We start from the raw sequence: 20,490 nt of genomic DNA, 5'->3' as shown, positions 1-20,490 counted from the left end.
ACTTATGCATTAAAGTATGCCATAGGTCAAGTGTTTGAATTAAACTTAGCCACAAAAGGCTATGTAGAGTCGGCAGCAGTTAATCAAAAGGTTTGGAGTCTTTACGAACGTATAGGGTTTGTGAGCAAACCAAGAGCAACATTTTTAGAATCTGATGAAACATATCTAGAAATTACAAAGGCTTTGTTTAGAATGTAAGTACATAAACAAACCCCATCTATAAAATTAATCTGTTCAATAGCAGAACAAGGTACCTTATAGATGGGGTTATTTATATAAGAAGAGGGCTTTCCTTATATAGATAACTATTCGCGAAACACAAGTTTTACGAAAACTTGGTTATATAAGGAAACGAAAGTGCTTCTTTATACCCATTTTTGTCTTATATAATACTTCTTATTTTATATTCTTTTATTATATGATTTCTTATAGAAAATAAATGACTACTTTATTTTTATTGGATCCTTTAAATGCTCTCTAAAATCTTTAATCACTTTAATAAATAATCTGCATCTTAGATTCTATATTTTAAACCTATTTTTACCATCCTATTTCCAGGATCATAAATGCATTGGTTTCTGTGCCTAATATCTAATATTGCATGATTAAGATCTTCATAAGCATCTATTTTAAGTCTAGATTCAACCTATCTCTATTTTTATATATATTTTATGACATTTAAATTATCAGAATAATTATACATCTGATAATTCCGTTAATAAACTTATAAAATAAGAGCATCCGTATTGATTATGCAATACCAGATGCTCTTATAAATGACTTATACGATTATAGCTTACTCAGATTGAGCTGAAATGTTTAAATTAACAACTTTTGATGGACAAACTGTAGAAATAGCATGTTTGTAGATCATTTGTTGTTTACCTTCACTATCAAGTAAAACAACAAAATTGTCGAAACCTCTTACTGTTCCTTTAATTTGGAAACCATTTGTTAAGAATACAGTAACTGCAATACGATCTTTTCTTAATTGATTTAAAAGTAAGTCTTGAAGATTGATAGCTTTACTCATAATAACATACCCCTCCTAAGGATTTAATTGATTAAGTTCATTGTATAGGATAAAACTATACTTGTCTATATATTGCATAAAATTTCTAGATTCATTATTCCTATTATGCACTTTATTTAAGTACATTATACATCTATTTCCAAATTAATTATAGGGTCAATCTACAATATTTTGGAGATATTTTGACATTTCATTCACTATAGCATCAGCATCAAAGCTTAACTGATCTACTTGAATAAATATAGGATTGGATTGATGTCGGAACCAAGTTAATTGGCGCTTAGCAAAATGACGTGTATTTTGTTTAAGTTTATCTACACAGGCATCTAATGTCATTTCTCCTCTAAAATAAGGGAAAAATTCTTTATAGCCAATAGCCTTCATACTTGTACAGTCTTCCGGTAAACCAACATCATAAAAATGCCTTACTTCTTCTACTAGCCCTTCTTCTAACATTTGATCAATACGTAAATTAATACGGTTATAAAGTGTTTGTCTATTCATATCAAGTGCAAAGAATTGATAATTGTAAGGTGATACTTGTGCTGCACGCTTTTCTTTTTCAGATGCATTATGAGAAGAAATAGGTGTACCTGTTTGTGCATAATACTCCAGTGCACGTATCACACGCTTTACATTATTGGCATGAATGGCTTTAGCACTTGTTGGATCTACTTCTTTTAGCTTGTTATGAAGATATTCTACACCGTGGATATCTGCAAGCGCTTCTAATTCTTTTCTATAACTTGTGTCTTCTTCTGTTTCATCAAACTGTGTATCAAATAAGATGGCATTGAGATAAAAACCAGTTCCACCTACTAATATCGGTATCTTTCCTTTGGCAGCAATGGTTTTGATAGCTTTTTCTACTTCGTCCTTAAACCACGCAATGTTGCATCCTTCACTTGGATCAAGCAAATCAATCATATAGTGTGGAATACCTTCTGTTTCCTCTTGTGTAACTTTAGCTGTTCCAATATCCATACCTTTATAGATTTGCATAGAATCACAAGAAATAATTTCGCCATTGATTCGTTTTGCAAGCTGTACGCTTGATTTTGTCTTTCCGGAAGCTGTAGGCCCCGCAATGAGTATAAGTTTTTGTTTCATAGTGTCACCTACTGAATTCGTTTAAATATTTTTTCTATATCTGTTTTACTAAGTTTAACAAGTGTTGGTCTACCATGTGGACAAGTATAAGGATTCTCTAAAGTAAGTAGTGATTCAATGAGTGCTTTACACTCCGCTCTAGTAAGCTGATCATGTGCTTTAATTGCACTTTTACATGAAAGCTGAATAATATGTTCTTCTCTCATTTCATAGAGATTAGAGGTTTTCTTTACGTCAATACTATCTAGCATATCACGAAAAGCTGTTAAAGACATAGGCTGATTAAAGAGATAAGGAACTTCACGTATAATAATAGAAGATTCTCCAAAGAGCTCAATACCAAAACCAAGTTTTTGTAAAAGGTCCAAATGTGTCTCAATAAAAAGAAGTTCTTGACTTGGTAAATAAAGTGTCTCTGGCATTAGAAGAATCTGTGTCGAAACATGGCTCGTTATAAAGTCTTTCATATACTGGTCATACATGACACGTTCATGGGCTGAATGTTGGTCCATGAGTAACACTTCATTACCATATTCCAAAATCCAATACGTATTAAAGAGTTGACCTATAATTTGATAATCCACACCTTCTACAGGTTTATACGGTTCCGTTTCAATAACTTCTACAACAGATGTGATTTTTTTTGATTCATCCGTTAATGTTGTTTCACTTGTTAAAGGCAACTCATTGGTTACCTGTGCTGTGCCTAAGGTTCTAGGTGTTGTTAAAGCTGACTGTTCACCTGTCATTGGAACAAATGGTGTTTCACTTACCCTATTACTATCTGTAAAAGCTAGGGTTTCTTCTTTATTTATAGGCATTTGTTCTAACGCTTCTGTGGTATAAGTAGATGATGATGGACTTATAGGTACTTCTTCTACCTTCTTCCCAAAGAGTGGTTGATAGACTGATTGGCTTGTATTAAAATCATCCTTTTGTTTAAGGGGTGCTTCAACCAGCTTACTTGGATCATAGGACTTATTAAACTGAGGTTTATTAAAGAAACTTTCAACTTTAATATCACCCGTTGCCTGAATAGGCGCAGGTTTATAATTTGGGGTTGAAGTAAGGCTTTTAACCTCTGGGATTAGGTTTTCTATTTGTAAATGTTTACGAATACCATTATATACAGCATTATAAACACGTTCACTCTCACTAAAGCGTACCTCTAATTTAGTCGGATGAACATTTACATCAACTTCTTCTGGTGGTAAGTTAAGATGCAAAATAACAAAAGGAAATTTGCCAATAGTCACAAGTGTTTTATAGGCCTCTTCTGTAGCCTTTTGAAGTAAATTACTTTTCACTGTACGTCCATTAATAAAGAACTGTTCGTATTGTCTATTAGCACGTGTCAAAGTAGGTAGCCCAATAAGTCCTGAGACTTGAATGCCTTCTTCTTCGTATTGCATTTCTAGTGTATCTTTAGCTGTATCTTTGCCATAGAGGCTAAAGACACAACGTTTTAAATCATAGTTACCTGCTGTTTGGAAAACAAGTTTATTATTTTGAATATATTTAATGGCTACCTCTGGGTGTGCTAAAGCTAATTTATAAACAACATCTGCAATTTTAGTTGTCTCCGTTGCCGTTGCTTTTAAGAAAGCACGACGTGCTGGTACATTGTAAAAAAGCTGACGCATAATAATGGTTGTACCAACAGGGCAGGCAATCTCTTCAGAATGAAGCATTTGTCCTGCCTCTACTTCTATTCTCTTGCCAGTTAAAGCATTAGGTGTTTTTGTAAGGAGTTCTACTTTGGCTACAGAGGCAATACTAGCCAGGGCTTCACCACGAAAACCTAAAGATAAAACATGGGCAAGGTCTTCCGCTGAAGTGATTTTACTCGTAGCATGACGCAAAAAAGCAATTTCTACTTCATCTTTTGGAATGCCTTTTCCATTATCCGTAATACGAATAAAGTCAACGCCACCATTTTTAATTTCAATGGTAATGGAAGAAGCTTTTGCATCAATACTATTTTCAACTAATTCTTTGACAACAGATGCAGGGCGTTCAACGACTTCTCCAGCTGCAATCTTATTAATGGTATGCGTATCTAATAATTGAATTTGCGTCATTTACTCACTTCCTTACCTTCTAGATTTTTTCTTTTTAGAACCTTTACCATTTAGCTGATTTTTAAGTTCAAATAATAGTTGCATGGCCTCAAATGGTGTCATATTCATGAGATCTGCATCTTCTAATGCATCAATAATTTCCACATGGAGGTCACTTCCTCCTAATAAGCTCATTTGAGCTGGTGGTGTCGCTTGTGCTGGCTCAAGTAAGGAGACTTGTCCTGAGGGAGATACAGTTTGCGCTAGACTAATAGGTTCAGCTGTTAGAGATGCTTGTGAGGCTTCTACGTGTGCAGAAGCTGGTACTGTATTTTGTTCCGTTTGTAATTTATGTTCTTCCACAGCTTTTGAAGAAGTTTCAACTACAGCACGTAAATCTCTTGAACTTTCACCTTCTATTTCTGCCATAATGGCATGAGCACGGTCAAGTACTTCTTTTGGTAGTCCAGCAAGATGAGCTACTTGAATACCATAACTATGATCGACACTACCTGGTACGATTTTGTGTAAGAAGATAATGGTTTCACCCATTTCTTTAACTTGTACACAATAGTTACGTAGAGAAGGTATAGTTTTTTCAAGTTCAGTAAGCTCATGATAATGAGTGGCAAAAAGTGTTTTTGCGCCTAATTTATTATGGTTTGCAATATGTTCAATAATAGCCCAAGCAATACTTAAACCATCAATTGTACTTGTTCCACGACCAATTTCATCTAAAATCAATAAGCTTTTCTTCGTTGCATGATGTAGGATATTAGATACTTCCATCATTTCTACCATAAATGTACTTTGACCTGAGGCTAAATCGTCTGACGCTCCAACACGTGTAAAGATACGATCTACAACACCAATATGAGCAGACTCTGCTGGAACAAAGGACCCCATTTGTGCCATTAAAACAATCAGTGCTGTTTGGCGCATAAAAGTAGATTTACCAGCCATGTTCGGTCCTGTAATCAGATTAATTTGATGATCTGTTTCATTGAGATAGACATCATTTGCTATAAATTGATGCTGTCCTATAATCTTTTCAACTACAGGATGGCGTCCACCCACAATATTTAAAGTATCTGATTCATCAATCAGTGGTTTGACATAGCCATTCACTTCCGCAGCAATCGCTAAAGAAGTTAACATATCTAGTTCTGCAACGAGACGAGACATACGTAAAAGACGATCCATATGTTCAGCTATAAAATCGCGTATTTCTGTAAACAGTTTGTACTCTAAAGCTTGGAGTTTCTCATCTGCCCCTAGGATTTTTTCTTCTATTGTTTTAAGTTCTTCTGTAATGTAACGTTCACAGTTTGATAAAGTTTGCTTACGAATAAAATAATCTGGTACTAAATGGTTATAAGACTGAGTAACCTCTAAGAAATAACCAAATACCTTGTTATATTTAATTTTTAAATTTTTGATTCCTGTTTGTTCTTTTTCTTTAGTTTCTACATCACGCAGCCAATTGGTACCATGCGTTTTGACATCACGTAGCTCATCAATTTCTTGATTATAACCACCTTTAATTAGCCCACCTTCACGTAACGAAATAGGTGGTTCATCAATGATAGAGACATCAATACGTTCAAATAAATCACTTAAGTCATCAAAACTATTGTACATAGCACGAAGTGCATGACTTGTAGTTGTCTCTAAATGACCGTGAAGCTCTGGCAGTACACGTAAAGATTCTTTAAGAGCAATAAGGTCCTTTGCATTACATGTACCATATGCAATACGTCCAACAAGACGTTCCATATCATAAATAGCACTTAATGAGGCTTTGATATCATCACGTAAAAATAAGCTTTCTTTAAGTTCTTCAGTTGCTGAGAGTCTAGCATTAATGGCTTCTTGATGAATAAGTGGTTGTTCTACACACTTTCTGAGGTAACGTGCTCCCATAGCTGTTTGCGTATGATCTAGGACATGAAGTAATGAACCTTTACGCTTTTTCTCACGGAGTGTTTCTGTAAGTTCTAGGTTACGTCTTGTTGCGCTATCTAAAAGCATAAATTCATTTACATTATAGAATGTAATTTGACCTAAATGAGAAAGCTCATTCTTTTGTGTTTCTTTTAAATAGTTTAATAAGCTACTACAAGCAAGCACACAAGCTGGATGGTTACTCAGACCAATACCATCTAATCCTAAAATATGAAAATGATTAAGGAGTAACTTTTCACATAAATCATAATCTAAAACATGGTCTGGTATTTCTTCTACTAATGCATTAAAACGGTCTTTTAAATGTGTTGGTAATTTAGTATCAGTATAAACACGGTGATCTAAAAGACACTCTACAGGTGCGAATTTTGCCAATTCATCCATAAGTTTATGGTCACCTTGGTCAATGCTTACTTCTGTTACAAGCCATTCTCCTGTTGTAACGTCACAGAGGCTTAGACCATAGTGATCTTCTGTACGTACAAGAGATGTAATGTAGTTATTCTTACCTTCTTGAATCGTACTACCTTCTAAAATAGTACCTGGTGTAACAATACGTACAACACCACGTTTAACAAGGCCTTTTGTTGTAGAAGGATCTTCTAATTGTTCACAGATTGCAACTTTAAATCCTTTTTCTACAAGACGTGCAACGTAGTTATCTGCAGCGTGGAACGGTACCCCACACATAGGGGCACGTTCTGACAAGCCACAATCACGACCAGTTAAAGTGATTTCTAATTCTCTTGAAACAGTTACTGCATCTTCAAAAAACATCTCATAAAAGTCACCCATACGGAAAAAGATTACGCAATCAGGATTCTCATCTTTAATGTCTAAGTACTGTCTCATCATAGGTGTTACATTTAATTTATTCACACTCATCACTTACAAGTTCTCCCATTAAATAATGTGTTTTTGCACTAATGATTTTAATATTAACAATTTCACCAATAAAGCTTTGGTCCGCTTTAACATGAACAAGTATACCTTCTGAAGTACGTCCACTTAAAAGCGTTGCATCCTGTTTGTTAACTTCTTCTAAAAGTACATCTGTCACTTTACCAATAAAGGATTGCATATGTTCTGCTTGTGTACTATTAACAAGATCTAAAAGACGATTAAAACGCTCTTTTGATACTTCTTCTGGAATTTGATCTTCCATAGTTGCTGCTGGTGTACCTGTACGTTTTGAGTAAACGAAAGTAAATGCCCCTGAAAAACGTACTTGACGTACAACATCCATAGTCTCTTCAAAATCTTCATCTGTTTCACCTGGGAAGGCTACAATAATATCCGTTGTTAATGCAATGTCTGGCATTGCCGCCTTAACTTTTCTAACAAGTTCTAAATATTGTTCCTTTGTATAACGACGATTCATACGTGTTAAAACATTTGTACTACCAGCTTGGAATGGAAGGTGTAAACTGTTACATACTTTATCACACTCAGCCATTGCAGCAATTAAATCATCACTTAAATCTTTTGGATGTGAAGTCATAAAGCGGATACGCTCAAGACCTTCTATTTTATTTACCTCACGAATAAGGTCTGCAAATGACATTGGTGTATCTAGAGTCTTGCCATAAGAGTTAACATTTTGTCCAAGAAGCATAATTTCTTTTACACCATCTTCTACAAGTGTACGTATTTCTTTCAAGATATCTTGTGGCTCACGACTTCTTTCACGTCCTCTTACATAAGGCACGATACAGTATGTACAGAAGTTATTACAGCCATACATAATGTTAACACAAGCTTTGAAAAGGAATTTACGCTCACTTGGTAAATCTTCAACAATATCTTGATGAGAATCCCAAATATCAATAACTTTTTTACCTGTTTCAAAACGTGTTTGTAAAAGTTCAGGAAGCTTATAAATATTGTAAGTTCCGAAGATAATATCTACATGACGATAATTTTTCTTAAGGTTTTCAAGTATAATATCTTGTTGCATCATACAGCCACAAAGAGCAATCATAAGATCTGGCTTTAAACGCTTAAGTTTTTTAAGATAACCTAGCTTACCAAAAATTTTGTTTTCAGCATTTTCTCTTACACAGCATGTATTATAAAGGATAAGGTCCGCTTCTGCCTCTTTATCGGTTTCAGTGTAGCCCATTTGGGTAAGCATACCCTGGATTTTTTCAGAATCGTGTGCGTTCATCTGACAACCGAATGTTTGAGTAAAATACTTTAATCCTTTATCTTTTATATGGTGCGAAAGTTGGGAAATAATGTCCATTTGTCTTTTTGCTTCAGCTGTTGAAATTTCAATAGTTTGTCTTTTGCCCATAAATAGTTCTCCTTTATACTTATTAAATATACAGTATACATTATATCATAATTGGATAAAAAAAATAAAGCTAGGGCTTATGAATTGAACTCCAAATGTTAGAGATATTTTGTCTAATATTTGGGGTTCAATTTATACTCCTAACTTTATAAACAATACTCTATGCTTATGAAAAAAACAAAGATGAGTTAAGCACTATCTAGCCAAATGATATTTTTATTATAACTACTTTTCTTCATCCACTATACTAAAGTAAATGTTCTGCGGAACACCTTTAATTTCTTGATCCCACTTCATATATACTTTACTTGTTTTGTTAATATGTATTAACTTAAAATATAAATATATATCGCTACTACACGCCCCTAGATTAAGCATAAAATAACTAAGGGTAAAAGTGATACTTAGCTTGCCACCGATTAAATATAGTATTACTCCTACAGTTAAAATTATTATATTGAATCCCCAGAACGGTGCTATTAACGTATTCATACATTGTTTAACTGTTAGATATTCATTCTCCTTAAAAATAAACAGTCTTCCTATAATTTTACCAGTTATTCCATACTTCATAGCCTCTTTTTGATGATATTTTTCATGCGGTCTAGAAAACCAACCAATTACTATTAAAAAGATATAAGTACATATTACACATAAAATATATCCACTACTCACCATTTTATGAGCATTTGCAACCCCTATCTTAACAAATAGTAAAAATAGAACTGCCGCCATACCTAGTACAATTTTAGATTTTTTGCTTTTATATACCCTTTTTACATTTATATCATACATAATTTAAATTCTCCTCATCATTAATATTTTAGCCTACTTAAATAGTATCATATTATATCCCTCCTACAAAATCAGTATTTGGGCAAAAAAATAAAGGATAAGCCCATTAGGACCTATCCTCTACATACTTAGCCATCTTCTTAATTAAAGATGGTACGTTATTGATATTTATTTTATCTAACTGCCATGCTGCAGGACTACCCACTATATTAGCACCTACAAGCACCTGTATAGCCTTTTCATAATCCTCATCTTTTTCTATGCCTTGTATAGCTTTCTTAAAATCTGTCCATAACTTAGGCTCTTTAAGCATCTTTGCTGGACATTGTTTCCCACAACTATCATGGTGTCTAATAACCCTATCTAATGGGATATTTAACTCTTTCATTAGTTTTTTAGTAAGCTCTACTGCATTTGCTACTGCTTTATTATAATCTCCATCTTGATTAACACATATTTCTATACCTATGGAATTACTATTATTACATTGTGGTACTTTAGGATTGGAAATGTATTTTTTACCATTATGCCAAGATTGCACGTTATGTTCTACTAATTGTATCACTTGCTTATCATCTACAACATAATGAGCACTAGCTCCACGATCTCCACTATTAAAATATTTATAATGACGTTCTGCATCTGCTCCAATATCTGCATTGCCTGTTTCATGAATAACTATATAGATTGGTTTATTAGCCCCACTATGATTATATTTAATTAGTTTCTTTGTTATTTGAATCATATTAAGCACCTACTCTTTCTTTAATTTCTTTTACATCCCCTTGAATAGCATCTAATTTATTAGTATGTTCACTAATAATCTCAGCCATCTTATCATTGGAACTAATCGCCCTACTAAGTTCTGTATAAAGTCTTTCCTTATCTTGTAATTGTGCTTGATACATCTTCCAAATAAAGAAACCACACGCTCCTACCATTACTATAGGAAAACCTAAACTGTTAATTAATGTTTGTACCATATTTACATCCATCTCAATATCTCCTTTCTTCTACTGGACGAGCCTGTCGTAGATACAAAAATAGCACCCTATTTTTAGGGTGCTTCATTTTAATGTTTATTTTTTTTAAGATTGTGCTATAATATGGGTATAAAGAAAGCACCAGTGCTGTAACACTGATGCTCCCTGAATGTTTTTATATTTGGGGCTATGAACTTAAATCACAAATTAGTTTTTATGATTAGAACGGTCGTTTTTCGAGGGCGAACCGTTCTTTTCTTTTGCACTAATTTCTATATGTAAGCCTAAAGTTTTTAACTTAAACTTATCTATAAAGATTCCTTTTCTTGGATAGATAACCATTGCTATCACCAATACTATCATTAGTACATGTTCCATTCATAACACCCCCTTTCGGCCTATGAGATAATACCTTATCCATAGCCCTCAGGAGGGTAACATACAACCCCCACGCCACCCTCTGCGTGGTTTTATTTTACTTGCCTATTATAGCACATATCTTTATTTTTGAATATAAAAAATACACCATCTCTGGTGCTCTCAAATCATTCTTTTATTCTGTTAATCCAAGTTCCTTTTTAACTTCTTCTTGGTACTTCTCAGGAATAACTTTTTCCCCTATTCCTTCTAACTGCCATTCATAATCAGCAATTAGTACTACACAAATCTCTGTTTGTTGTGCAGCTGGACACTTTTCTACTTTCTTTCTTCCTGCATCTACTAATCTTGCATTTGCTCTTACTTGTACTGGATATTGTGCTGTATCAATCATTGTGATACCTCCTTTAAATTATTTTATTTATCTTAAACCTTTTGGCCTAATAACTGATTAAGTTTTTCATCTATAGCTGTTAATAACTCCATGAGCAGTAATGAATCGCCACCTGCAGTTGTTACCTTCCCATTTGTATCTAAACTCAATTCCATGCTCATTAGACTATCTTCTCCACTTTGTAGGCATAATCCATAAGTTCTTTCAATGAGCGCTTTCTCTGTTAATGGTTTCTTACCAAGTCTTTCTAAAGTCACACTCTGCAATTCTTCGTGGTAGACCCACTTATACATAAAGTCATCTTGTGGCACTATAGGAATAACTATATCATCAGGAACTCTAATACATTTTGGATCATCAATGTAATATGCAAGTTCTTTTACTGAATTATCACTATGTGACCATAGCACCTCATTATCATCACTTATATAAAGAATCATAGTACAACCTCCGTTCCTAAAATTTTAAGTGTAGCTGTTCCTACATACCATCCTGAGAAATATAAACATTGTCCCTCATGTACATACATATCAAATATACAGTTTTTATTATTATTCACTGCTTTGTGATAAATCTCCATAACGGTTTTCATAGTCATATACGTTGGTGAGCCTACGTTATGTATATTAGTATTTAAAGGAAGTCCTTCCCAACTTGTATAAGAGCTATTTATTCCATGACTAGATGATAGTGTAGCCTGTACATCTGGATTTGTGTAAACAGTAATTCTTGAATTATCTGTACCATTTGTAGTTAAGAAACAAACTCTAATTACACCTGACCTTTTAGCAATAAATCTTCCCATGTAGCTCTGAGCACCATTACTAAAAGCATAAGCTGTACATAAGGTGGCTAATACATTGCTTGAATGTGGTTGATATACTTTCAGTCCACTTGTAGCTGTTGTAATATGACTCTTAATATTATCTCTAGCTGCATCTACTTTAGAAGTTACATGATTCTTAGTAGCTGTATGCTGATTAGTAACATGTGTTGTCAAAGTACTTATTGCATTTAAAATAGCAGTTTTAGCTGAAGTAATCCATTCATTAATCAGAGTACTAAGTGGTTTAGAAGTATCTGCATTAACTCTTTCGTTGACAACCCGTCTAACATCACCCGAAACATCTATACTCGTTATTTTCTGATCTATACTTTTAATTTTTTCTTCTGCACTCGTTCCATCCTCCATAAATACAACGTCTGCAGATGTATGAGGATGCAGCACATCTCCATTATCAGCCTGAAGTTCTCCTTTTAATTTAGCCATGTCATGCCTCCTATTCTATTACTTTAAAAAATAGTTTTCTTGGTACTGCATTGGATGTAGTTGTCCCAACTTTAATGCCATCACCTGGATCACCTTTAGGCCCCTGTGGCCCTGTTGCCCCCTTTGCACCTGCTGGCCCTTGCGGTCCTGTTTCTCCCCTTGGACCTTGTGGCCCTGTGGCACCTGTCGCTCCTACTGGTCCCTGTGCTCCAGTTGTTCCCCTAAAGTTTCCTCTTTTAGTCCAAGTTGTAGATGCTGTTTTTTCAAATACATCTCCATTAGATGTATTCAGTGCCCAATCACCTACTACACCTAATGATGTAGCTGGTGTCCCAGTAACATTATGCATTTTAGATCCTGCAACTCCAGCTGGACCTTGTGGGCCTGTTGCACCTACAGGGCCTTGTGGACCAACTGCTCCCGTTGCACCTTTGGGTCCTGTTAATTTCCCCCTATCTAGCTTTTGTTGAAAGGTCTCTCCATCTTCAAAAGTTACACAATCTGCTGATGTTATTACATCAACGCCTTCAATAACCTCACCAGTTTCTTCATTTAATAACTGTACTCTTACCTTCTTTAATGCTGACATCTTGTTCACTCCTTATTCTTTTATTTCAATCCCCATATTAGGGCTTACTTTTATAATGCCATTACTACTTCCACCACTCTGCCTACTTGTAACTTTAAAATACATCTTCCCCTTTACTCTATCCTGAACAGGAATATCCGAGCCTTCTGGTATAACATATGGACTAGATAAATTCTTGATTTTAGCATCTAATTGTGAGTCTCCTAGTATACGAGCATCTTCTTCTGCTTGTATTAGTTGACGTATTGCTTGATGTGCTTCTGGATCTTTATCGTGTAGTTCTAAATCTTCTGGCCCTAGACCTACCAGACTGCTATTAATAGTTGCTGATACATTTGTTGCATTTCCTATAATAGCTATAATGTCTATTTTCTTCTCTATCAGTTCACTACCTTTTGCTGGTATATACTCTGCTAATGCCCCTGCATTACCATAACAATAAAGAATTTCTTCTCCTTCATTATCAGGATTTTTTGCAAACAGGCCTAGCTCTCTATAATAAACCCCTATTGCTAAGCTACTATTATTAAAACCTCCACCTATCTTAGCAGTTCCATCTTCACTAACTAAAAGCTTCGTAATATCAACGGATAACTTCTCATTTACAAGTGTATTAAATGCTTGAGGTGCTTGTCCTTGGAGTTCACCATCCCCCAATGCTATACGTGTAAAATGTAGAGGTGTTCCAGTTTGTGCTTTGGCTTGAAGTATTTTTCCTTTATTAGTAAAAAATACGTTTGAAATACTCATCTTATCCCTCCTGTCTTATTGTGATTCTATCTCCAGTATGTAATGCAAATCCTATATAAATACCTAATTCACTTGCAAGTAATACAATAACTTCATCAAGCCAGCTACTTTTTCTTTTGATGTGTTCTGCTGCCTCTTTAAATTTATTAATAAAAGTTTCATCTGTACTTATATTGGTGGTTGTTATTCTAAAATGATGTGGCTCACCACCATACTCATACCACTCTTCTACGGTACTTTCACCAAAGATTGTACTTACCACTTCTTCAACAGCTGCAACCGTTCCCTTTTTCTTATGCCAATTAATTGCATTTTTAACTAATTGTCTTTTCGTACCTAATGGTAATGTAGGATCATAGTAAGGAGCATCAAATTGTTGTGCCATTAAATCCACCCTATCATCCTCTAAAGTATCAATGCTTGGTAAAATATAAAGTTTTTGAATAGTACTTTGTAATTTCCTTATTTCTAAATCAATTGCTTCACATGATGCCAATATTTGCTTATCATATGAAATACTTGAAGGAAGTAACTCTTTAATAGATAGGTTTTTTATACTATGCATCTTCTACCCCTCCAAAAACAACCGATTTACTTGTTAAATACGCTATACTTGTACTCTCTAAAGATGTAAAACTAGGGCTTATTACATTGACTCTCTTTGCCCCTGCTTGCATCACACGATAAATAAGCTCTGATGGATTAATGTCTCTTCCTAACTTACTTTGTTGCCATATTTTATATTCTGCTACTGCTTGATCAACTTGATTTTGAATAACTGTAGATAGAGCTATATCTTTTCTATCTATCCAATAAGTCATTTCTAGAGTGTAATTTTGTTTAGTTGGCTCTACAACTACTACTTTATCAGTAAGTGGCTTAACATTCTTTTCACTACATCGTTCAAGTATCTTATTTCTAAGTTCTTCTGATAATAACTCTCCATTTGCACCTATTGGAATAATATTTATCTCTCCTGGTGTTGGTGTTATAACTGCTACATCCCCTATTTCTGGTGAAACTGTTTTAGCCCAAAAAGCATAAGCTCCATCACTCCCAGCACATGAGTAAGAGTTAGGAGCTTCAAATGCTCTTTGTCTTAAGGCATCATCTGTCTCCCTATCCGTTCCACCTGTAGTAGTATTTATATTAGTAACACTTGAAAAGTAAGGGAACACATCTACTAATTGATTAATTTGTCCAGGGACTAAACCGTTTCCTATTTGACCTTTTGTCATACACTCAATAACTACTTCTATAGTTAATTGACCAGGACTAATAATACCTTCCTGACTAGTAGCAAAGTATAGTTCTCCTGCTTTTACCCTTGTTCCCTTTGGAATAACAATATTACTTACTTGTGCATTAGATAAAGTAAATTTCACCGTACATCTGGATGGTGAAGCTTCTAATCTCTCAACACCTACTAATGCAACCACATGATCTAAATAATCTCCTTGTGCGTAAGCAAGCAAATTTTGTTTAGCCCCAAAGTCAATAAGTACTCTTTGTTGAGTAATAATTAAGGCAATAGCCTCTAAAAACAATCTCACAGGATCTCCTGGATAAAGTTTTTTATTTGCTATTGCCTCATAAGCATTAATAATATCACTTTCTACAATTGATGTATTTGTACTACAAAAATTAATATGTTTTAAATCTTTAATACTCATTAATTACCACCTGCACTTTTGGTTTTAATACTCCTGTTAAATGTTCTTTTTCATAAGTAACTTTTGCTACCTTTACTCTAGGCTCATAGTCTTGTATAGCTTCTATAATTTGAGCTGTACATATATTTTCAGCCATTTCTAAAGGTAAGTCTAATGCACTCATATCAATGCCAAAATCTCTATCAAGTGTAACACTCCCTTTTGGTGTGGTTAAGATAATAGCTATATTTTGTAGAATCTCTTCTACCCCTCTTGCCAACATGTTAAGTGGTTTATGATCTGTTGTTATCTCATACATACTACACCTCCTATTTTACATACTCTTTAAGCGTTACTGTAAGCTCTGCTGATAATACATTCCCTTTATTGTCTATATTTTTATAGCCCTGTTCTAAACTTTCGACAACCCATCTATAATAACCTAATGCGTCGCCACCAATAACAAGCAATAAAGGTTTACCTGTTCTTGAATACTCCATAATTTTCTCCATATCATATCGTGGATTTCTCCCAAGGGTTGCTTCAAGTTGCATCTTAAAAGAAATAGAGTCTAAATCAGGTCCCAAAAACTCGCCTTTTGGCTTTTGCATATGAACTTCATGAGTGGCCCATCTTCCTGAACTGCTACGTGTAAAATCTTGAAAAGTACTTACATCATTTATAGATACCTTAAATATAATGTCTCCTAATGCACCAATCATATCTTGTCCACCTTCCAACTGCCCAATATAAACCCATCTGAAGAGTTATCTAAGAATAAGCAAAGTACAGGTTGATTAATTTTAGGTAAGTCTTCTGAAGTTAATGTATTACCGATTGGGATTAGAATAATTAAATCCTTTGAAACCATATTATCTAATTCTTTAAAGACTACTTGTGCTGTAGATTTTTCTTTATTTATACTAGAGACTTTACCGATTCTTACATTCATCAATATCCCTCCAAGCATTTGGTTAACTCAATATCAGTCTTATAACCACCAATCACTACATGATTGGCTTTTTGTATGATGTATTTACCATCAAACTTTTTCCATCCTTTTAATTCAATGGTTACACCTGAAACAAGTCTTGTGTCTCCCATCAAACTAAACTGTGCTGTATATTCGTTTGAATTTTTCTCACGTAGTCGCTGCTCTGATAATCTTTTGGCTTCTTCAACAGATTTTACCTGTTCATTAACCTCTAACTGCTGACCTTCACCTACTGTTGTTGTATATTCTATTGTTTCACTTGTTACTGGGTCTGTATAGCGTACACGACAACTGCCATAAGCTGTGTCATTAGTTGATGAATTAAAACTATATGAAAGTATATTGGATTTGCCTTTTTCTAAGGTTATAAGAGCCTCTTTAGCTTCATACAGTTTCTGTTCAAATAAAACAATGGTACTATTTGTAACTTTTAAAGAAATTCCTTCCCTTGTACATAGCTTTTGTAAAAAAGCTATGTTGCCTTCTTTGACTTGATCTATACTTTCATAAAATGGATCTTCACTACATTCAAACATCATACTAAGTCCTGAAGCACTAGCAATATCTCCCGCTATTTTTGAAAGGTTAACTTGCTTCCAAGATTTTGTTTGCTTTGTATGTTTAATTGAAGAATTAACTGGTACAGATTGTCCTTTTAATGCAACTGTATCAGGAGGGCCACTTAAACTGATTTCATCTAATGTGAATGCCCCACATGGTAGTACTTGAACACTATTATCCTTAGTCCAATTCTCTACACTAAAAGAGGCATAGATAAGATCACCCTTTTCAGGTAACCATTCTCCATGCCATAATCCATCTTTATCTTCTAATGTAATTTCAAGGCTATCTGCCTCATTACTTGCATTATCTGTATAGGTAAATCCTATCAAATACTTACTTATATCTAAACTAATGTCTACTCCTTGATACTTGACAGACAGTTTTACCCTTCTACTCATACTATACCTCTTTTCCAAGGTGGCAAACTACTTTGTTGTATAATTTGGACTTCTGGAATACTAAGTTCAACATTAGCTTTAAAAATAATAGTTTCTTTATATAGTAAATTAGATTGAATAAGCTTATCTACATACTTTTCATTTCCATAGACTTTGTAACTTATCATATCCCATGTATCACCTTGTGAAGTTATATATGTATTATCCATAAGCTAATCTATCCTTTCCTTTAAACATTGCTTTTACTTCCGCCATCCATTTTCTTCGCTCTGCTTCAAGAATTTGTGCTAATTTGGATTCGGATACATCTCCACCTTTAACTGTAATTTGAGGGTTATAAACAAGTTGATAATTGTCTTTGTTACTATTTGAAAAAATCCCTTTAGTTTGTGCATTAGTAAAGACTCTTCTTCCAGGTGCCCCCGAGATAAGTTCAGGTCCATTTTCGCCTGCTATAAAGGCTCCTTTAGGTGTACTCATAGTTCCTTTAGCAAACATAGGAATTGTTGGAATAGTAGGTATATTAATACCTACACTTTGCCCAATACCTATTAACTTATTAAGTCCTTCTGGTATCTTATTTAATCCACCAATAATAAAGTTAACAAAACCCTTAAAAGTAGATTTAACACCTTCCCACAAACCACTGAACCATGTTCCTACACCACCAAATGCTGATTTTATGCCTTCCCAAAGCTCAAAAGCTTTAGCCTTAATCGTATCCCAGTTTTTCCATAGTAAGACACCTACTGCAATCAGAGCACCTATTCCTAACACTACCCATCCAATAGGGGATGCAATAAATGCTGCATTTAATGCCCATTGTGCTGCTGTTAAAGCTACTGTTACACCTTGGGATGCTAGTTGAACACCTTTTAATGCAATAAGTCCCACTTTTTGAGCTGCCATCTGTGCTGTATTAACCGCCCACGACAGTGTATTTGCCGCTATTGCTTTCCCTTGCATAAGTAACGAACACAAGAAATCTCCAGCATATAAAGCCTTGAGATAAAGTGTTTCTGCCTTATCAGCAACTTTGGCCAATGTTAACTTACCTTGTGCAATTGTAGCTATAGTCATTGCTTTAGCCATCTTATAAAACTCAACAATAAGAGATCCTATTTTCCAACTCGTAAAAGCAACACCAATACCTACAATAATTGGTTTTAAAGTACTCCAATTAGTGCTAATAAAATTATATAAATCTATAGCTTTTTCAAGTACCCACATAACAGCATCTGCTACTTTTGGTAAGGCAGTATCTTTTAACCAGTCTAAAGTAGATGCCCCACCTTTTAGATTACTAAATTTTATTTTAATATCTTCAACAACTTGTGCAATCTTATCTAGTAATGGTTTGTTTTCTAGAACTTTTGCCTTAATTGTATTATAGGTATCTGTAACCCAAGTTTTTAATTGCTTAGTACTTACTAAAGCTTTTGAAATCCCATTATTAATCTGATTACCTATCTTTTCAAATGTTCCATCTTGTTGCCATTTAACAAAGGTATCTGCTAGGGTTTTAGCTTTTCCCTTAAGTGTATCCATCAAACTTCCTTGTTTAATTGTACCATCTGATGTTATGCCTACTATTGTAGCCATGCCAGATTTCATAACCCCTGATATGGTAGACATGATTCCTTTCATCGTACTTGCTTGCTTTTCCATACCACCTTTAAACTTATCATTCATAAGAGCAAGCATCGCTTCATTAAACTTCTCTTGATTGGTAATCTGTCCTTTATTGTTAACTACTTGAGTCTTGTTCATCTTGTCATATGCATAGGCTACAATGTCATCCTTTTTAATCCCAAACTCTTTAAGTCTTTCTAATTCTCCTGTTTGGGCATCAATAATAGCTTCTGTAGCCTGTATAAGGTCTTTATTTGTTGCACCAGCCATATCACCAATCATAGGTAAATATTTTTGAGCTGATAGACCCATTGCTTCAAGTCTTGCACTTGCTTCTACTACCGAACCTGTTTCAAAAGGTGTACGATTTGCTAAGTCAACAGACCACTTCATAATCTCTCCAGCTTTTTCAGCTGACTTAGTTGCTGTTTCAAGTTGCATCTTAAACCCTTCTAGATTCATAGCTTCTGTAAGAGCCATCCCAACAGTATTTTTAGCCCCTATAGCTCCTATGGTTGTTGCCATAGCTGCTTTAGCTGTTTTAGCTAAACTTTGTATACTTCTCGTTGCACTATTAAAGCTCTTATTAAATCCAGAAGCTAACTTACTATTTAAAGCAAATGCTATTTGATATTGCCTATTCCTTGCCACATTTTCACCTCTTCTCTTGCATAATTTCTATCCATGCTTCAAGTTCATCTAAGGTCTGTTCTAACCAATATGTTACTGGTGTAAAAGAGGCTTGTGCCATTTCAAAAGCTATTCTTCTAAAGTCGGTTCTGTGACTGACTCCTCTCCTAACAAAAAATTCTGCACTTGGACTGTTATAGTACTAAAATCTTTAATCCCTAAAAGTGGAATTAAATCTGTTGGCATACCACACGCTTTTGCAGCAACAACCGCTAAATACTCTTTATTAAACTCTAAAACAGGTACATCTAGTGATTGAATTTCCTTTTGAGCATCTATCATATCTTTACCTGTTAAACAATCTAAATCTAAGTTTAATTCTGTAATTAATTCCCCTTCAAAGTTTATTGGTTTCTTTAATTTCATTTTCATATTTTTATCCTCCTTATTTATCAAAAAGACCTACGCTTATAAGCCTAGGTCTCTTCTTACTTCTTTTAAATAATCTACTCCATTTACAATATAAATATAGTTAAATGGATCAATTTCAATTGCTACCTTCCCATCAATTACCATCTTATAGTAAAGCACACTAAATTCGTTACCACTTTCTGTGCTAGCGCATGTTTCCATTTTACCTGGTGTAACTTTCTTTGGGATAGCTCGTACGATATGTTTAACTGCAACCGTCTTAAGTTTACCTTCTACATTATCAAATACTTGTTGTGATGCTCTAAAATCTAGAGCATGTGTAACTGGTGCTGATAAAGCTACTAAATCACCACATACGCTACGCCAGTTAATTGTCATACTCATAGCCCCAATATGCCCAAGTGTAGGCAAGTCAACTTCTCCTGATATGCCAGCACCTTTTATAGTATCTGACATAGCTTCAATATCAGGTAGTTCTACATCTGCAATTCCTAGCATATCTTTACCATCTTTATAAGCTCTATAAGCAATAAGTTTATCAGGCATTTTACTCATACACTTTTAC

At 34.5% G+C, this 20,490-nt stretch carries 25 protein-coding genes; 1 reads left to right on the top strand and 24 read right to left on the bottom strand.

The annotated features are described in order from the left end of the window. Positions 1-30 precede the first annotated feature (30 nt). Positions 31-198: a hypothetical protein gene (locus tag PBV87_RS09415; RefSeq protein ID WP_271012054.1), complete on the top strand. Its 168-nt coding sequence runs from the start codon at positions 31-33 to the stop codon at positions 196-198. A 598-nt stretch (positions 199-796) separates the two neighbouring features. Here PBV87_RS09415 and hfq read toward each other — a convergent pair. From hfq to PBV87_RS09295, 24 genes are all read right to left on the bottom strand, one after another. Beyond that, on the bottom strand, positions 797-1,033 hold the full coding sequence (gene hfq / locus PBV87_RS09410; protein ID WP_082238629.1) for an RNA chaperone Hfq: 237 nt from the start codon (positions 1,031-1,033) through the stop codon (positions 797-799). Positions 1,034-1,189: 156 nt separating this feature from the next. Continuing rightward, entirely contained in the window at positions 1,190-2,143 is a 954-nt protein-coding gene (gene miaA / locus PBV87_RS09405) for a tRNA (adenosine(37)-N6)-dimethylallyltransferase MiaA (RefSeq protein WP_271012053.1), read from the bottom strand. 8 nt (positions 2,144-2,151) lie between these two features. Next, a complete protein-coding gene (mutL, locus tag PBV87_RS09400) occupies positions 2,152-4,224 on the bottom strand; it encodes a DNA mismatch repair endonuclease MutL (RefSeq protein ID WP_271012052.1) in 2,073 nt (690 codons plus the stop codon). Positions 4,225-4,236: 12 nt separating this feature from the next. Further along, positions 4,237-7,053, bottom strand: a complete 2,817-nt coding sequence (gene mutS / locus PBV87_RS09395) for a DNA mismatch repair protein MutS (protein WP_271012172.1) — start codon at positions 7,051-7,053, stop codon at positions 4,237-4,239. Next, positions 7,040-8,464, bottom strand: coding sequence for a tRNA (N6-isopentenyl adenosine(37)-C2)-methylthiotransferase MiaB (gene miaB, locus PBV87_RS09390; protein ID WP_271012051.1), 1,425 nt, complete (start codon positions 8,462-8,464; stop codon positions 7,040-7,042). The genes mutS and miaB overlap by 14 nt, the downstream gene beginning before the upstream one ends. Before the next feature lie 225 nt (positions 8,465-8,689). Next, positions 8,690-9,259, bottom strand: coding sequence for a metalloprotease family protein (locus PBV87_RS09385; protein WP_271012050.1), 570 nt, complete (start codon positions 9,257-9,259; stop codon positions 8,690-8,692). Positions 9,260-9,365: 106 nt separating this feature from the next. Further along, positions 9,366-10,004, bottom strand: a complete 639-nt coding sequence (locus PBV87_RS09380; RefSeq protein WP_271012049.1) for a peptidoglycan recognition protein family protein — start codon at positions 10,002-10,004, stop codon at positions 9,366-9,368. A gap of 1 nt (position 10,005) precedes the next feature. After that, on the bottom strand, positions 10,006-10,254 hold the full coding sequence (locus PBV87_RS09375) for a hypothetical protein (protein ID WP_271012048.1): 249 nt from the start codon (positions 10,252-10,254) through the stop codon (positions 10,006-10,008). A gap of 195 nt (positions 10,255-10,449) precedes the next feature. Beyond that, positions 10,450-10,620, bottom strand: coding sequence for a hypothetical protein (locus PBV87_RS09370; RefSeq protein ID WP_271012047.1), 171 nt, complete (start codon positions 10,618-10,620; stop codon positions 10,450-10,452). A 175-nt stretch (positions 10,621-10,795) separates the two neighbouring features. Next, positions 10,796-11,014, bottom strand: a complete 219-nt coding sequence (locus tag PBV87_RS09365) for a hypothetical protein (RefSeq protein WP_271012046.1) — start codon at positions 11,012-11,014, stop codon at positions 10,796-10,798. 32 nt (positions 11,015-11,046) lie between these two features. Next, complete coding sequence (locus PBV87_RS09360) at positions 11,047-11,454, bottom strand: hypothetical protein (RefSeq protein ID WP_271012045.1); 408 nt, start codon at positions 11,452-11,454, stop codon at positions 11,047-11,049. Next, positions 11,451-12,284 (bottom strand): hypothetical protein, encoded by an 834-nt coding sequence (locus PBV87_RS09355; protein WP_271012044.1) that lies wholly within the window; start codon positions 12,282-12,284, stop codon positions 11,451-11,453. Before PBV87_RS09355 ends, PBV87_RS09360 begins: the two co-directional genes overlap by 4 nt. Before the next feature lie 10 nt (positions 12,285-12,294). Continuing rightward, complete coding sequence (locus PBV87_RS09350; protein ID WP_271012043.1) at positions 12,295-12,873, bottom strand: collagen-like domain-containing protein; 579 nt, start codon at positions 12,871-12,873, stop codon at positions 12,295-12,297. Positions 12,874-12,885: 12 nt separating this feature from the next. After that, positions 12,886-13,623: a hypothetical protein gene (locus PBV87_RS09345; protein ID WP_271012042.1), complete on the bottom strand. Its 738-nt coding sequence runs from the start codon at positions 13,621-13,623 to the stop codon at positions 12,886-12,888. 1 nt (position 13,624) lies between these two features. After that, positions 13,625-14,188, bottom strand: coding sequence for a phage tail protein I (locus PBV87_RS09340; RefSeq protein WP_271012041.1), 564 nt, complete (start codon positions 14,186-14,188; stop codon positions 13,625-13,627). Further along, entirely contained in the window at positions 14,181-15,296 is a 1,116-nt protein-coding gene (locus tag PBV87_RS09335; protein ID WP_271012040.1) for a baseplate assembly protein, read from the bottom strand. Before PBV87_RS09335 ends, PBV87_RS09340 begins: the two co-directional genes overlap by 8 nt. Then, a complete protein-coding gene (locus PBV87_RS09330) occupies positions 15,286-15,594 on the bottom strand; it encodes a GPW/gp25 family protein (protein ID WP_271012039.1) in 309 nt (102 codons plus the stop codon). The genes PBV87_RS09335 and PBV87_RS09330 overlap by 11 nt, the downstream gene beginning before the upstream one ends. Positions 15,595-15,604: 10 nt before the next feature. Further along, positions 15,605-15,997 (bottom strand): phage tail protein, encoded by a 393-nt coding sequence (locus tag PBV87_RS09325; protein WP_271012038.1) that lies wholly within the window; start codon positions 15,995-15,997, stop codon positions 15,605-15,607. Next, the gene (locus PBV87_RS09320; RefSeq protein WP_271012037.1) at positions 15,994-16,227 is read right to left on the bottom strand and encodes a hypothetical protein; all 234 of its coding nucleotides are present in this window, start codon (positions 16,225-16,227) and stop codon (positions 15,994-15,996) included. Before PBV87_RS09320 ends, PBV87_RS09325 begins: the two co-directional genes overlap by 4 nt. Beyond that, entirely contained in the window at positions 16,227-17,231 is a 1,005-nt protein-coding gene (locus PBV87_RS09315; protein WP_271012036.1) for a phage late control D family protein, read from the bottom strand. Before PBV87_RS09315 ends, PBV87_RS09320 begins: the two co-directional genes overlap by 1 nt. Continuing rightward, positions 17,228-17,440, bottom strand: coding sequence for a tail protein X (locus PBV87_RS09310; protein ID WP_271012035.1), 213 nt, complete (start codon positions 17,438-17,440; stop codon positions 17,228-17,230). Before PBV87_RS09310 ends, PBV87_RS09315 begins: the two co-directional genes overlap by 4 nt. Beyond that, on the bottom strand, positions 17,433-19,514 hold the full coding sequence (locus PBV87_RS09305) for a hypothetical protein (protein WP_271012034.1): 2,082 nt from the start codon (positions 19,512-19,514) through the stop codon (positions 17,433-17,435). The genes PBV87_RS09310 and PBV87_RS09305 overlap by 8 nt, the downstream gene beginning before the upstream one ends. 108 nt (positions 19,515-19,622) lie before the next feature. Further along, on the bottom strand, positions 19,623-19,925 hold the full coding sequence (locus tag PBV87_RS09300) for a phage tail assembly protein (protein WP_271012033.1): 303 nt from the start codon (positions 19,923-19,925) through the stop codon (positions 19,623-19,625). A gap of 36 nt (positions 19,926-19,961) precedes the next feature. Continuing rightward, complete coding sequence (locus tag PBV87_RS09295) at positions 19,962-20,480, bottom strand: phage major tail tube protein (protein ID WP_271012032.1); 519 nt, start codon at positions 20,478-20,480, stop codon at positions 19,962-19,964. Positions 20,481-20,490 lie beyond the last annotated feature (10 nt).

The organism is Holtiella tumoricola (assembly GCF_027857615.1).
Taxonomy (GTDB): domain Bacteria; phylum Bacillota; class Clostridia; order Lachnospirales; family Cellulosilyticaceae; genus Holtiella; species Holtiella tumoricola.
Note: the sequence above shows the minus strand (reverse complement) of the source record. Positions and strands in the feature narration are given on the sequence as shown.